The sequence below is a fragment of the Helicobacter cappadocius genome (assembly GCF_030688855.1).
GTDB lineage: Bacteria > Campylobacterota > Campylobacteria > Campylobacterales > Helicobacteraceae > Helicobacter_J > Helicobacter_J cappadocius.
In genome coordinates this window covers 50,484-64,298 of sequence record NZ_JAUYZK010000007.1, presented here as the reverse complement: position 1 = coordinate 64,298, position 13,815 = coordinate 50,484, and the positions used below count along the sequence as shown (strand labels likewise).

Annotated in this window: 13 protein-coding genes and 1 tRNA gene; 12 read left to right on the top strand and 2 right to left on the bottom strand. The window is 34.9% G+C overall.

Translation table 11 applies throughout. The features are described from left to right. The first annotated feature begins 39 nt into the window (after window positions 1-39). Window positions 40-1,317 (top strand): CCA tRNA nucleotidyltransferase, encoded by a 1,278-nt coding sequence (locus Q5I06_RS05680; RefSeq protein ID WP_305517159.1) that lies wholly within the window; start codon window positions 40-42, stop codon window positions 1,315-1,317. 53 nt (window positions 1,318-1,370) lie between these two features. Here the strand turns inward: Q5I06_RS05680 and Q5I06_RS05675 are convergent, their stop codons facing one another. After that, window positions 1,371-3,260 (bottom strand): autotransporter outer membrane beta-barrel domain-containing protein, encoded by a 1,890-nt coding sequence (locus Q5I06_RS05675; protein ID WP_305517160.1) that lies wholly within the window; start codon window positions 3,258-3,260, stop codon window positions 1,371-1,373. A gap of 259 nt (window positions 3,261-3,519) precedes the next feature. Continuing rightward, window positions 3,520-3,596: transfer RNA gene (locus tag Q5I06_RS05670), tRNA-Arg, on the bottom strand. Between the two features lie 121 nt (window positions 3,597-3,717). Between Q5I06_RS05670 and rpsU the strand changes: the two genes are divergently transcribed. The 11 genes from rpsU (at window position 3,718) to Q5I06_RS05615 (ending at window position 13,781) form a co-directional block, all read left to right on the top strand. After that, window positions 3,718-3,930, top strand: coding sequence for a 30S ribosomal protein S21 (rpsU, locus tag Q5I06_RS05665; protein ID WP_095332754.1), 213 nt, complete (start codon window positions 3,718-3,720; stop codon window positions 3,928-3,930). 145 nt (window positions 3,931-4,075) lie between these two features. Next, a complete protein-coding gene (fabG, locus tag Q5I06_RS05660) occupies window positions 4,076-4,819 on the top strand; it encodes a 3-oxoacyl-ACP reductase FabG (protein ID WP_305517161.1) in 744 nt (247 codons plus the stop codon). 97 nt (window positions 4,820-4,916) lie between these two features. Further along, entirely contained in the window at window positions 4,917-5,150 is a 234-nt protein-coding gene (gene acpP / locus Q5I06_RS05655; protein ID WP_095296175.1) for an acyl carrier protein, read from the top strand. A gap of 46 nt (window positions 5,151-5,196) precedes the next feature. Further along, window positions 5,197-6,435 (top strand): beta-ketoacyl-ACP synthase II, encoded by a 1,239-nt coding sequence (locus Q5I06_RS05650; RefSeq protein ID WP_305517162.1) that lies wholly within the window; start codon window positions 5,197-5,199, stop codon window positions 6,433-6,435. Window positions 6,436-6,450: 15 nt separating this feature from the next. Further along, window positions 6,451-7,380, top strand: coding sequence for an acetyl-CoA carboxylase carboxyl transferase subunit alpha (gene accA, locus Q5I06_RS05645; protein ID WP_305517163.1), 930 nt, complete (start codon window positions 6,451-6,453; stop codon window positions 7,378-7,380). A 233-nt stretch (window positions 7,381-7,613) separates the two neighbouring features. Further along, entirely contained in the window at window positions 7,614-9,170 is a 1,557-nt protein-coding gene (locus Q5I06_RS05640; RefSeq protein WP_305517164.1) for a flagellin A, read from the top strand. 38 nt (window positions 9,171-9,208) lie between these two features. Then, window positions 9,209-10,828 (top strand): tetratricopeptide repeat protein, encoded by a 1,620-nt coding sequence (locus tag Q5I06_RS05635; protein ID WP_305517165.1) that lies wholly within the window; start codon window positions 9,209-9,211, stop codon window positions 10,826-10,828. Next, on the top strand, window positions 10,821-11,474 hold the full coding sequence (locus Q5I06_RS05630) for a 3-methyladenine DNA glycosylase (RefSeq protein ID WP_305517166.1): 654 nt from the start codon (window positions 10,821-10,823) through the stop codon (window positions 11,472-11,474). Before Q5I06_RS05635 ends, Q5I06_RS05630 begins: the two co-directional genes overlap by 8 nt. Next, entirely contained in the window at window positions 11,475-12,773 is a 1,299-nt protein-coding gene (locus Q5I06_RS05625; RefSeq protein ID WP_305517167.1) for a M20/M25/M40 family metallo-hydrolase, read from the top strand. A 21-nt stretch (window positions 12,774-12,794) separates the two neighbouring features. Then, window positions 12,795-13,415 (top strand): hypothetical protein, encoded by a 621-nt coding sequence (locus Q5I06_RS05620; RefSeq protein ID WP_305517168.1) that lies wholly within the window; start codon window positions 12,795-12,797, stop codon window positions 13,413-13,415. 3 nt (window positions 13,416-13,418) lie between these two features. Continuing rightward, on the top strand, window positions 13,419-13,781 hold the full coding sequence (locus Q5I06_RS05615; RefSeq protein WP_305517169.1) for a hypothetical protein: 363 nt from the start codon (window positions 13,419-13,421) through the stop codon (window positions 13,779-13,781). Window positions 13,782-13,815: the final 34 nt, after the last annotated feature.

The window sequence follows — 13,815 nt, the reverse complement described above, 5'->3', positions numbered from 1 at the left end:
TCAGGTCTGCTATAATACAAAAATTTTTCAAGGAAATCGATGTTTGAAATTTCTCTTCCTCAAGAAGTCAGCAAAATCATCAATATATTAGAAAAAAAAGGTTTTGAAGCTTATGTGGTAGGAGGGTGCGTACGCGATAGCGTGATGAATATTTTGAATATTTCTTCTACTGCTCCTAATGACTGGGATATCACCACTTCTGCTAAGCCTGATGAAGTGATGGAAATTTTAGCAAAAGAGGGAATAAAAACAATTCCTACAGGTATCAAACACGGCACCATCACAGCTATCATAGAAAAACAAAAATACGAAATCACCACCTATCGAATAGAAGGCAAATATACTAGCCACCGCACCCCGCTTGAAGTGGAGTTTGTAAGTACGCTAATAGATGATCTCTCTAGGAGAGATTTCACCATCAATGCGATGGCCTATCATCCTCATAGGGGAATCGTGGATATTTATGAAGGAATAAATCATCTAAAACAACAGCTTATTTGCGCAATAAGAGATCCTAACGAGCGATTTGAGGAAGATGCTTTAAGGATATTACGGGCTTTGAGGTTTTCTGCTAGATTTGGCTTTGAGATAAATGAACAGACTTCAAGGGCTATTTTTAAGCACAAAGAACTCTTGAGTTTTATCTCGATAGAAAGGATAACAGAGGAACTTAAAGGCATTCTTTGTGGAGAATTCGCATTTGATATACTTGATCAATATCATGAAGTGATTTTATTTTCTCTCACAGGAGATAAACTCAATTATCCTTATTACAAAGATGCGATAAAAATCATCCCTTATTGTCCTAAAAATCCTATTACAAGGATAATTGTTTTGCTTTATTTTGGAATTGTAGATGAAGCACAGAGGATAAAAATTTTGCAGAGATTAAGATTTCCAAAATGGATAGAGAAGACAATATTAGACATTATGAAGCATTTGCACAGATCGCTTGCAGATGAAAAGATATGGATAAAACAATCCCTTAGTTTGATGGGGGAGAAAAACTTTAAAATATTTTTAGAAATCAAAAACGCTCAAATGAATGCAAAAAAACCAATCTCTGAAGATGAGCATTTGAAATTGCATGGGATTTTTGAAAAATTTCAAAAGATAATAGAGAACAAAGAACCCATTCATATCAAGGATTTGATGCTTGATGGAAATGATTTGCAAACATTTGGAATACCAAAAGGAAAGAAAATCAAGGAAATGTTACACAAAATGCTTGAAGCAGTGATGAGTGAAAAAATATCCAATGATAAAAAGAGCTTAGAAGATTTTGTTTATCAAAATATAGATAAGCTTCATGTGTGATAAAGCCCCAATGAGGCTTTATCAAGGTTTTTAGATACATAAAATGTTTTTACTTAAAATACCCATCTTCCTCCGATATTAAGCATTCCATATTGACTTAAATTACCTAGTTTTGCTCCTATGCTGATATTGATAAAAATATCATTACCAGCTTGCCATTCTCCTCCTGCTTTTATCAAAAATGAAGTATCTAAGCTTTGATTTTGGCTTAATGAGGTTGTATTTTGAGTAAAGCTTGATTCATAGATTCGCGTTTGTATGGCCTGTGTATTTTCAAACAATACCCCTTGATAGAACGCAGGGGCAATGTAGAAATAAGATTGGTTGTCATTGAAATATTTTCTGAGTTCTAACCCCGCTCTAACAGCTCCAAAATGTGTTTGAAATGGATCAAATCCCATTGAAATATCATTTGATTTGGCATCCATTCCAAGATTATAGCCGTAGTTATAGCTCACTCCGATGAAAGGTTTTGAAAACCATCCTTTCCCGATCTTAAATACATATCCATAGGTCAAATCCAAATGTGTTTGAAAAGAAATATAATCACTTTTGAGCGTGGTATCTAAAAGAGCTTCTTTGAACGAAAGAAAATTAAATCCAAAACTCTCGCCGAGGTTGAGGTCGATTTCATTTTGTCCTAAAAAGAACCTAGAATAAAATCCAACATCAGCATTGTGTGATTTGTTGCTTGAACTTGCATTGGCGATGCCATTTGTGCTATAAGCATAGCTTCCATACGCACCTAATATCATATTTTTTACCCACGCATCATAACCGAAGCTAAAGACACCTGAAACGCTATTTAAGGAATTAGAATTCCCGATGATAGTTCCTATATTTCCCCATAGATTATTGTTTTTTCTAAATCGCAATGAATCATAACTATAAACTTCAGGAGAGAGAAAGGAAGTAAAATCATCACTGCTTTTTTTTGTTTTGATTGTATTAGCTGCTAGAGGCTTGTTTTTTATTGCATCAATATAAGTAGCAAATTCTGTATCTTGTGAATAAGGATTTGAGAGTTTAGCAAGTCTTGAATCTGTTGCCATAGAAGAGGCAAAATTGACTTTGACCATATTGGAAGAAAAGCTAGAAGCGATATTTGATAAATCTTGCTGTTCTTTTGTAATGGTTTGGGTGGTTTTTTGGTGGAGTTTATAAAGAGTGTTCATAGCTTGAGCGATAAGTATGAGGTCTTGGGAAGCATCTTCATATTTGCCAAAAGCTTCTTTCAAATTATCTTTAGCATCTGCACCTGTGCTATCTAGGCTTTTTTGTAAGGAATCAAGGACTTTTTGGACTTCAGCGACTGAATCGCTATAAGCTTGGTTTTGACCTGTTGTAACACTAGCGTTTGCTAGGGCATTGGCTACATTTTGGGCATCGGTTATTGTACTCTTAAGGTCACTTAAGGCATTTTTGACCCTTGTGATATTGCCTTGACCATACATAGACATAAGGTTTCTTTTTAAACCCTCTGCGATTTTATCAGAATTCCCATATCCATAGCTTACATGACCATCTTGATTATCAATTGTAAAACCCCAATTGGCAGCATTTCCCCACCAAGATGGGCTACTAAGAACTTTGTTTAGATCATCATAATCGGTTTGAAGATCATTGAGAGGACTAACATAGTTATTGGCAATACTATTGAGGCTATTGATAACCCTTTGCATATTTTTTATTTGGGTATCTTTTCCTGAAGGGTCATTTGCATTGGCTTTATCTTGTAATGTACCTAAGAGTGGCTGTATAGAAGAGATTGCCTGTTGCACTCCTGCGGAGTTTATAGAGTTGATATATTGCTTTTGTGCGTCTTGGAGTGCATTATATGCTTTATCTACTTTTTCACCTTGTTGAAGAAGTATTTGCATGGCTTTTGTTTCAGAAAAACTAGCTGCATTTTGTAAGGTGACAGGGAGAGGCGTTTTATTCATCATATGTTGAGTGATGGTATTATTAATATCAGAAAAACTAGGGATATATTCATTTTTTGAATTATCTTCTAAAGCTTGTGCTACCCCCCCCCCCCGCAGAGATTTAAAAGCAAAAAACAGATCAAAGATTTTATCTTTTTCATGGAAGCTCCTTAATTTTGAGATATTTTTTTGTACAGAAAAACCAATTTTAGCATAAATAAAGTATACAAAAAAAGTAGAATTTATATTTTGTGTATTATTTGAGAGGTTGTTTGCATGGTATGCCCAGAGGGATTCAAACCCCCGACCTACAGGACCGCAACCTGTTGCTCTATTCAGCTGAGCTATGGGCACATAAAAAATGGAATTTTATCAGAGTTTAGTTGAATTTATATTAAATTCAATATTTTTAGCATATAATTTTGCTCATGAAGTGTTTAAGCTTCAATATTTTAAAAAGAAAGTGGTGATTGCAATGCCGGGTATGAAAGTCAGAGAAAATGAATCTTTTGATGAAGCTTATCGAAAGTTCAAAAAACAAACTGATAGAAATTTGGTCGTTACTGAGTGCCGAGCAAGAAGATTTTTTGAGTCAAAGACTGAAAAACGCAAAAAACAAAAAATCAATGCGAAGAAAAAAATGCTCAAACGACTTTATATGCTCAGAAGATACGAATCCCGATTATAATTTATGGGTCTTTGGACCCATTCTTCAATATTCTTCTATTTTTACCAACCCTCCCTTTTATCATATATGCTTTTATTGGAAGATAAATATTTTTTCGCTAATATTAATTTTTATTATTTATTTGAAAATATAGGAGATAAAAACTATGAAATTCAGTGGCAAAAATGTCCTTATAACAGGTGCTTCAAGGAGTATAGGAGCTGAGATTGCTAGAACTTTGGCAGGATTTGGTCTGAAAGTATGGATAAATTATCGTAGTAATCCTGAAATCGCAGATAAGCTCAAAGAAGAAATAGAAAAATCTGGAGGCAAAGCCGCACTTATAAAGTTTGATGTTACAGATGAAGAGGCTTTTATAGAAGGAATCAAAGCGATTATTGATTCAGATGGAGAGCTTTCTTATTTGGTCAACAACGCTGGAATTACCAATGATAAATTAGCCATGAGAATGAAAACAGAAGAATTTATGGATGTTATAGATGCAAATCTCAAATCCACTTTTATCGGTTGTAGAGAAGCTTTAAAATTGATGAGTAAGCAGAGATTTGGAAGTGTAGTGAATATCGCTTCAATCATTGGAGAAAGAGGAAATGCAGGTCAAACAAACTACGCTGCAAGCAAGGGCGGTATGATTGCGATGAGCAAATCTTTTGCTTATGAAGGAGCCCCTAGAAATGTGAGATTTAACTGCATAACACCCGGTTTTATTCAAACAGATATGACAAGTGTGCTAAAAGATGAAGTCAAAGAAAACTATATAAAAAATATTCCATTAGGAAGACTAGGAGATGCAAGAGAAATAGCACAATCAGTAGCATTTTTACTGAGTGATTATTCAAGCTATATCACAGGTGAAGTTTTGAAGGTAAATGGCGGGATGTATATGTAGAGCTTTTTAGTGCAAACGGAGAATTTTTGAATTTTATTTTTGTTTTTATGAAAAGTTTGTTACAATTGCGAAATACGAAAAATACTAAGGAGAAATTATGGCTTTATTTGAAGATGTGCAGAGTTTGGTTGCTGAACAATTGAATGTAGGTGCTGAGCAAGTAACTATGGAAGCTGAATTTGTAAAAGATCTAGGTGCGGATTCTTTGGATGTTGTAGAGCTTGTTATGGCATTAGAGGAAAAATTTGGCATTGAAATACCTGATGAACAAGCTGAAAAGATTGTTACAGTGGGTGATGTCGTTAAATTTGTCGAAAGCAATAAAAAATAATCAACCTCCCCTTGAGGGGATTTTCAAAAAAATCTAAGGAGTATATGTGCGTCGAATTGTTGTAACTGGTTTAGGAATGATAAACTCGTTGGGACTAAATAGAGGAGATTCTTTTAAGTCTATTGTAGATGGAAAATGTGGGGTTAAAAGAATTACCTGTTTTGATGTCAATGACTTTCCCGTACAGATTGCAGCTGAAATAACGGATTTTGATCCTAATGAAGTAATGAATCCAAAAGAAGTTAAAAAAGCTGATCGTTTTATTCAGCTTGCATTAAAATCCACCAAAGAGGCTATGTTAGATAGCGGTTTGCTAGGAAGTGATGGAAAATGTGATCCTTCTATTGCCGATAGATTTGGAGTGAGTTCAGGGGCTGGAATTGGCGGATTGATAAACATAGAAAAAAATTCAGTCACTTGTTTTGAAAAAGGTCCTAGAAAAATCACTCCATTTTTTATTCCTTCGGCTCTTGTGAATATGCTTGGTGGTTTTACTTCTATCGAATTTGGGATAAAAGGTCCAAACCTATCAAGCGTGACTGCTTGTGCAGCAGGGACACACGCTATTATTGAAGCAGCCAAAACGATTATGCTAGGCGGAGCAGATAGGATGTTAGTGGTAGGTTCTGAATCCACTATTTGTCCTGTTGGTATAGGCGGATTTGCGGCTATGAAAGCATTGAGTTCGCGAAATGATGATCCTCTAAAAGCGTCAAGACCTTTTGACAAGGACAGAGATGGTTTTGTTATGGGCGAAGGTTCTGGGGCTTTGATATTAGAAGATTATGAGATAGCCAAGTCAAGGGGTGCGAAGATTTATGCTGAGTTAGTAGGGTTTGGAGAAAGTGGCGATGCTAACCATATGACGACCCCAGCTCCTGAAGGCGAAGGTGCTTATCGTGCGATGAAGGCAGCTTTAAATATGGCAAATGTAAAAGTCGACTATATCAATGCACATGGGACGAGTACAGGTTACAATGATTTGTTTGAAACAATGGCTTTGAGAAATGTATTTGGAGGCAAAGAAAATGTTCCTCCTGTAAGTTCTACAAAAGGTCAGATAGGGCACTGTTTGGGTGCAGCAGGAGCACTTGAGGCTGTTATTTCTATTATGGCAATGAATGAGGGAGTTTTGCCACCTACTATTAATCAAGAGACTCCAGATCCTGAATGTGATTTGGATTATATACCTAATATAGCACGGAAAGCAAAAGTTGAAGCCGTGATGAGCAACTCCTTTGGGTTTGGTGGAACAAATGGTGTTGTGATTTTCAAAAAAATATAAAATTGGAAGTTTTGAATGGCCACTTATTTAGATTTTGAACAACAGATCAAGACCATTCAAGATGAAATAGAAATGGCAACCATTCGTGGCGATACTGCTGCGAAAGATATATTGGAAATTGAGCTTGAAAAAGAGCTCCGATCTGTTTATTCCAATATGAATGATTATCAAAAACTTCAACTCGCAAGACATCCTGATAGACCATATGCACTTGATTATATTGATATTATTTTGAAAGATGGTTATGAAATATGTGGAGATAGGCATTTTAGAGATGATAAAGCCATCGTATGTTTTTTGGGAAATATAGAAGGACAAACCACTCTTATTATTGGAGAAGAAAAAGGGCGAGGAACGAAAAATAAACTGATGAGGAATTTTGGTATGCCAAACCCAGAAGGATACCGAAAAGCACTCAAAGCAGCCAAACTCGCAGAAAAATTTGACATCCCTATTTTGATGCTTGTAGATACTGCAGGAGCATATCCTGGACTAGGCGCAGAAGAAAGAGGGCAGAGTGAAGCTATCGCAAAAAACCTTCAGGAATTTGCAGATTTGAAAGTTCCTACTATTTCTGTTGTGATTGGCGAAGGCGGTAGTGGAGGTGCTTTGGCAATCGCAGTTGCTGATAGACTTGCGATGATGCAGTATTCAATATTCAGCGTTATTTCTCCAGAGGGCTGTGCTGCGATTTTGTGGAATGATCCTACAAAGATAGAATCAGCTACTAAAGCAATGAAAATCACACCTAATGATCTCAAAAAGGCAAATCTTATTGACGATGTTATTTTAGAGCCTTCTAAAGGTGCTCATAGGGATAAGGTATTGGCTGCTAATGCCATCAAAGAATATTTTTTAAAGAATTTAAATGAAATTAGAAAAGATACTAAGTTTATCCAAAAACGTTATGACAAACTGATGAATTATGGGGCATTTTCAGAATAGCATCATCACTAGAATTATTTTTCATTATTATACTTCCATTGTTTATTTTCCTATCTAGCATATTTTTTGTGAATACGATTTTTTGATTTATACTTTTAAAAATGACGAATATGCTCAATAGCTAGAAAAAAATTTTAGAATTTTTATGAAAATGTATTAAAGCGATTTTAAAATGGTCGATATATCTTTTAACCAAGCAAGGATGCTTTGGATTATTTAACAAGGAGTTACAAATGGCATTTCAGGTCAATACAAATATCAACGCGATGAATGCACACGCTCAGTCTGTGCTTACACAGACAAACCTCAAGAATTCTCTTGAAAAATTGAGTTCAGGTCTTAGAATTAATAAGGCAGCTGACGATGCTTCAGGTATGATTATTGCAGATAGTTTGAGATCTCAAGCAAGTGCTTTGGGTCAGGCAATTCAAAATACTAATGATGGTATGGGGATTATCCAAATTGCAGATAAAGCGATGGATGAGCAACTTAAAATTCTTGATACTATCAAGGTAAAAGCTACTCAAGCTGCACAAGATGGTCAAACTACCGCATCAAGAAAAGCGATACAGTCAGACATTATTCGTTTGATTCAAGGACTTGATAATATAGGAAATACTACTTCTTATAATGGTCAAGCTCTTCTCTCTGGTCAATTCACTAATAAAGAATTCCAAGTTGGTGCTTATTCAAACCAAAGTATCAAAGCCTCTATTGGTTCTACAACATCTGATAAGATTGGACAAGTTAGAATTCAGACAGGTGCTTTAATTACTGCTTCTGGAGATACTAGTCTTATTTTCAAACAAGTTGATGGTGTAAATGATGTTAAACTAGAATCTGTAAAAATTTCTACCTCAGCAGGTACAGGTATCGGAGTTTTAGCAGAAGTTATCAACAAAAATAGTGACAAATCAGGTATCAGAGCTCAAGCAAATGTTATCACCACTTCTGATGCTTCTATTCTCTCAGGAACATTAGCTGGTGTTGTTATTAACGGAATCAACCTGGGCGATATCGTAGGTATCAAAGCTAACGATAGCGATGGAAGATTGGTTGCTGCCTTTAATGCTGTGACAGCAGAAACTGGTGTAGAAGCATATACAGATCAAAATGGTCGATTAAACCTAAGAAGTGTAGATGGAAGAGGGATATCTCTAAAAACTACAGCTCCTGCTGCTGATGCTACTGGTAAAACTCCTGCTGCAGCACTCAAAACAGTTAATGGTGGTCAAGATACTACCGCAGGTAATGGTTCTGAAAACTATGGTCGTTTGTCTTTGAGCCGATTGGATGCGAGAGCTATCATCGTTCTATCTGCAGCAGATTCAAAAACTGGAGGCTTCTCTGCCGTTGGTTTTGGTGCAACTCAAGTAGCTCAAACAACTGTGAATCTAAGAGATGTAACAGGGACTTTCAACGCTTCTGTAAAATCAGCTTCAGGTGCAAATTACAATGCCGTTATAGCTAGTGGAAACACAAGTTTGGGTTCTGGTGTTACAACGCTCAAAGGTGCGATGGTGGTAATGGATATTGCTGAATCAGCTCAAAAAATGCTCGATAAAGTTCGTGCAGATCTTGGTTCTGTTCAAAATCAAATGGTTAGCACTGTTAATAACATCACTATCACACAAGTGAATGTTAAAGCTGCTGAATCTCAAATCCGTGAAGTGGATTTTGCTCAAGAGTCTGCTGACTTCAACAAATATAACATCCTTGCTCAATCAGGAAGTTATGCCATGAGTCAAGCAAACGCTGTGCAACAAAATATTTTAAGACTTCTTAGCTAATTTCTTTGCCCCCCTCTCTTAGGGGAGGGCATTATTTTATGAATACTTATTTTGACTCTGCAAAAAAAGCTTATAAAAATCAAGATTATAAAACCTGTATTTCTCATTGTATTGAGATATTATCTCAAGATGAAAGAGATTTTAAGGCATGGAAACTCTGTGCTTTTTGTTTATGGGAAATAGGAGAAAATCTTAAGGCGATTGAATATTTAGAGCATTCTTTGTGTATTTTTGAGGATGATATTTTAGCTTGGGTGAGTTTAGCAGAAATGTATCGCAAGACACATCAACCTCAAAAATCCATAGAGATATTATCTCGTTTTATTCCTTCTGCTTGTGCGGATTTGTATTTTAACCTAGCTAGGGCATACACAGATATTGAAAATTTTTCTCAGGCTATAAAGTATTATAAGGAAGTTTTAATTATTTCTCCTAATGATGTGGAAGCAATGTATAATTTAGGGAATCAGTTTTTGAGAATCAAAGATATAAAAAATGCAAAAGAAATTTTTGAAAAAGCCTCAGATTTAGGGCATAAAGATTCTAAAATTAACCTAGCTTCTATTTATTGTGATATGTTTGAAGAACAAAAAGCCTTAGAAATTTATAGAAGTTTGAAAAAATCAACATCTGAAAATGCTCATTTTTATTTTAATTATGCAAATGCCCTCAAATATGCCCTCAACTTCAGAGAATCAAAAAAAATGTATAAAAAAGCTATTTCTATGACTATTGACCCTGCTTTTTTGGTTAATTATGCTTATTTGATATTGAGTTTGGGTGAATATCAAGAAGGTTTTATGTCTTATCAAGGGCGATTACTGTTTGAAAATATATTACCCATGGGCGTAGATAAAAAACGCGTTTTACTCCCATTTGATAGAGAGATTGGACAAAAAAATATCCTCATCTATCATGAGCAAGGATTTGGAGATACCTTGATGTTCTCGCGTTTTATTGATAAGCTTATTTCATTGGGCAAAAACGTACAGATTCTTCCTCAACCAGAACTTGTAAGTCTTTTTTGTGACAGATGGGGGGAGAGGGTGAAAAAACATCACCGCGAAATTACATCTTATGATATAGCTTTTTCTATTCCTTCGCTCCCTTATGTTTTGGGAGAGGGGCTTTTTGAGTTAAATCTTTGCAATAAGGTGTCTCCACTTTGTCTAAAAGAAATCAATAAAATAGGTGTATTTTTTACTTCTGTTTCAAACTCTAAGGATTCTATGCAAAGATCTATCCCTCCAGAGAAGCTTTTAGAATGCCTGAAGAGGTTTGAAATATATTCGCTTCAGCCTGAAGGCACAGCAATAAATGTATGCAAAAAGTTTGATGCTATAGATTTATCTAGCAAAATAACAGATTTCAAATCCACTCTGAAATATCTCAAAAAATTAGATTTACTCATTACTATAGATTCTGCAATAGCTCATTTAGCTGGGAGTTATGGTATTCCTACGATTGTATTGTTACCCAAAAGATATGATTGGAGGTGGGGAAAACTAGGACAGAGTAATTTTAAGGATGGTTTATTTGTCGGAGTAAGATCAAATTGGTATCATTGTGTTATAGGTATTGCACAAGAAGAAAATGGGGATTGGAATAAGGTATTGGAGATTTTGAAAAATTTTTTAAATGGAGCATATAATGTTTGATAGCTATGATATTTTAGTTGCCTTAAAAAAACTTGATTTGCTTACACATAGAGATTCTTGGTGGTGGCCTAATGCTCTTAGTTTTGAAGTGGTGGTTGGAGCTATCTTGACTCAAAATACAAAGTGGGAAAATGTAGAAAAATCTTTACAATCTTTAAAAAATCATTTGATCTTGAGCGATAATGAAAGCAGTTTGAAAAATATAGCACAAATGAATCCAGATGTTTTGGCATCTCATATCGCTTCTAGTGGTTTTTTAAATCAAAAATCTGTCAGGCTTATTTTATTGTGTCAGAATATTTTAGATGATTTTGGGAGTTTTGATGTGTTTCTCAGCAATGTTGATAGGCAATGGCTCTTATCTCAAAAAGGTATCGGCAAAGAAAGTGCCGATAGCATTTTGAATTATGCTTGTGCAAAAGAAGTGATGGTGGTGGATAAATATACTTATAAATTTTTGTGTTCCTTGGGGGTGGATATACCAGATTATGATGAATTGCAGAGCTATTTTCAAAATGGAATCAATGCAAACATAAAAAGAACCCTTGAACTTTATGACAATAAAATTCCCCTAGCACAGATTTATGCTAGATTTCACGGCAAAATAGTAGAATTTTCAAAAAAGAAAATGAAATTGGAGCTATAGATGAAAAACCCTTTAGAAATCTTTGAAGAGATTGCTTGTATTCCACATATTAGCTTTCACACTCAGGAGTTATTTGAATGGATAGTGAGATTTGCTAACAGTTGTGGTTATGGTGTGCAAACTGATAAGACGGGGAATATCTATGCTTTTGGTAAAAATCCTCGATTTTGTTTGCAGTCTCATTATGATATGGTTGGAGTTGGAGAGGCAAACAAACAAAAACCTCTTGAGCTTTATATAGAAGATAATTTTTTGAAAGCAAAAAATTCATCTTTAGGTGCAGATAACGGCATAGGAGTTGCCATGCAGCTGTATCTAATGCAAAAATATAAAGATTTGGAATTTTTGTTCACTAACAATGAAGAAGTCGGACTTTTAGGAGCGAAATCTCTTGAGATGAAGATAATATCTCATAGACTTATCAATATAGATTCTGAAAGTTTTGGTGAGATCATATTGGGCTGTGCAGGAGGTTATGATATGAATGTGGTGTTTGATTTGAAAAGTGATAAATCTTTTTATAAAAACACTTATCAAATTACAGCCAGAGGGTTTCAAGGCGGACATAGCGGGGTCGATATACACAAAGATATTAAAAATGCCATCGTTGAAATATGTTATTTTATTGACAAGGTTGATGGGGGGATTTGCAGTATTGTTGCAGGAGAAAAAATCAACTCTATACCCGTGAATTCACAAGCAATAATAAAAACAAATCAAATCATCAATTCTTCAGAAGATTTTTTGGTTCAAGAGATAAAATCAACTTCTGTTTGTTATGATAAAAAAGCAATCATAGATTTTATCTTAGGTATCCAAAATGGAGTTAGACTCAAAGATGGTGATGATGTGATTGATTCTGTGAATATTTCATTGCTTTCTCAAGAAAAATCTAAGATAAAAATTTCTCTAATGGGGAGGTCAAATACAAAATCATTATTAGATAATAGTCTGCTTGAAGCCCAAAAATTGGCAAAAAGAATCGATCCAAATGCACAGATAACAATTGATGATTTTTATTTTCCTTGGCAGAGAAATATATCAGATGATGATGAATTTTTAAGAAGTGTCAAAAATGCTTTTGGAGATCATTTTGTCAAAGTATGTCAAATTCACGCTGGATTAGAATGTGGTATATTACAGGAAAGATTTGAGGCGATGGGAAAAAAAGATGTCAAAATGCTCTCTATAGGACCTACGATACTTTCCCCGCATTCAGTAAATGAGCGATTAGATATAAATTCTTTTAAAAGTTTTTCTAAAGTCTTGGAGAATTTAGTAGAAAATTATAAAATATAGTTTTTATTGAAGGGATTAATAATGAAAAGATTGATTTTAGTGATGTTTATTTTGGGAAATATAACCGCTTTTGCTGAAAGCACAAATGCAATAAAAGAAGAAACTCCAAAGTTGCAATTAAAACCAAATGAGCCTAATCATATCTATGGGGCTTTTAAGATAGGTTATGTTTATCAAAATTTGAGTTCTGCAAATATCCCTCTAAAAAACGGAGAAAACTCTTATAATTTTTCTTCAAATAATGCTTATTTTGGGCTAGAGAGAGGTTGGGTTGGAGGACCTAAAAAAATGCTGCTCATCGGAGGGTATTTAGATGCTGGAGCAGGTGATACATACTATTTGTCAGCAGGAGGAAGCTTTGGGTTGCGTTTGCTTGATGGATGGGTTATACCAAAAATTTCATTAGGCTATCAGATGGAGCATTTAGGGTTGCCTAAGGATTCAGATCAGTATAATATTCAATCAGGGGTAGGCACTATTGGTGTGTTTGTAAATGTAATACAGGGATTTGGCATCAACCTAGAAGCAAGGGCAGGAATTCCTTTTACTATAATGCGAGGCGATCAGGCTTCTGTTTATGGAAATCCAAAATTTGATATGTATCAAGTGATGGTTAGTTTTTCATTTTTTGATTTTGAGTAGCGTTTGGGAAGAATCTTATTTTATTTATTTGCTTTTATTCAGTTGAGTTTTGCTTGTAGTGGTGATTGTGCAAGTTGTCATTATAAACTTGATTACAAACATGATAGCAGACACTCTCCAATGCTTGGTTGTAAAACTTGCCATACTGATGAAAAGATGGCGCAGCTAAATATGGGTGATACATGCGGTCAGGATTGCTTTGCTTGTCATAGTGCAGATAAGCTAAATAACCCAGCTTTGCAATCTTCGCACGGAATGATAAGAGAGTGTATTTCTTGCCATCAGGATATTGAGAAAAATTCTAAAATTCTTGATAAGAGTATTTTTTTAAAAGGACTTGATAATAATTTCTTTCAGACAAAATAGTTACTGATTGTAATCTTCTGCGAAAAATCTATTA

Bases quoted from the DNA above. Each gene is read 5' to 3' on its own strand.
- Q5I06_RS05680 (WP_305517159.1), top strand. From the start codon at position 40: ATGTTTGAAATTTCTCTTCCTCAAGAAGTCAGCAAAATCATCAATATA.
- Q5I06_RS05675 (WP_305517160.1), bottom strand. From the start codon at position 3,260: ATGAATAAAACGCCTCTCCCTGTCACCTTACAAAATGCAGCTAGTTTT.
- rpsU (WP_095332754.1), top strand. From the start codon at position 3,718: ATGCCGGGTATGAAAGTCAGAGAAAATGAATCTTTTGATGAAGCTTAT.
- fabG (WP_305517161.1), top strand. From the start codon at position 4,076: ATGAAATTCAGTGGCAAAAATGTCCTTATAACAGGTGCTTCAAGGAGT.
- acpP (WP_095296175.1), top strand. From the start codon at position 4,917: ATGGCTTTATTTGAAGATGTGCAGAGTTTGGTTGCTGAACAATTGAAT.
- accA (WP_305517163.1), top strand. From the start codon at position 6,451: ATGGCCACTTATTTAGATTTTGAACAACAGATCAAGACCATTCAAGAT.
- Q5I06_RS05640 (WP_305517164.1), top strand. From the start codon at position 7,614: ATGGCATTTCAGGTCAATACAAATATCAACGCGATGAATGCACACGCT.
- Q5I06_RS05635 (WP_305517165.1), top strand. From the start codon at position 9,209: ATGAATACTTATTTTGACTCTGCAAAAAAAGCTTATAAAAATCAAGAT.
- Q5I06_RS05630 (WP_305517166.1), top strand. From the start codon at position 10,821: ATGTTTGATAGCTATGATATTTTAGTTGCCTTAAAAAAACTTGATTTG.
- Q5I06_RS05625 (WP_305517167.1), top strand. From the start codon at position 11,475: ATGAAAAACCCTTTAGAAATCTTTGAAGAGATTGCTTGTATTCCACAT.
- Q5I06_RS05620 (WP_305517168.1), top strand. From the start codon at position 12,795: ATGAAAAGATTGATTTTAGTGATGTTTATTTTGGGAAATATAACCGCT.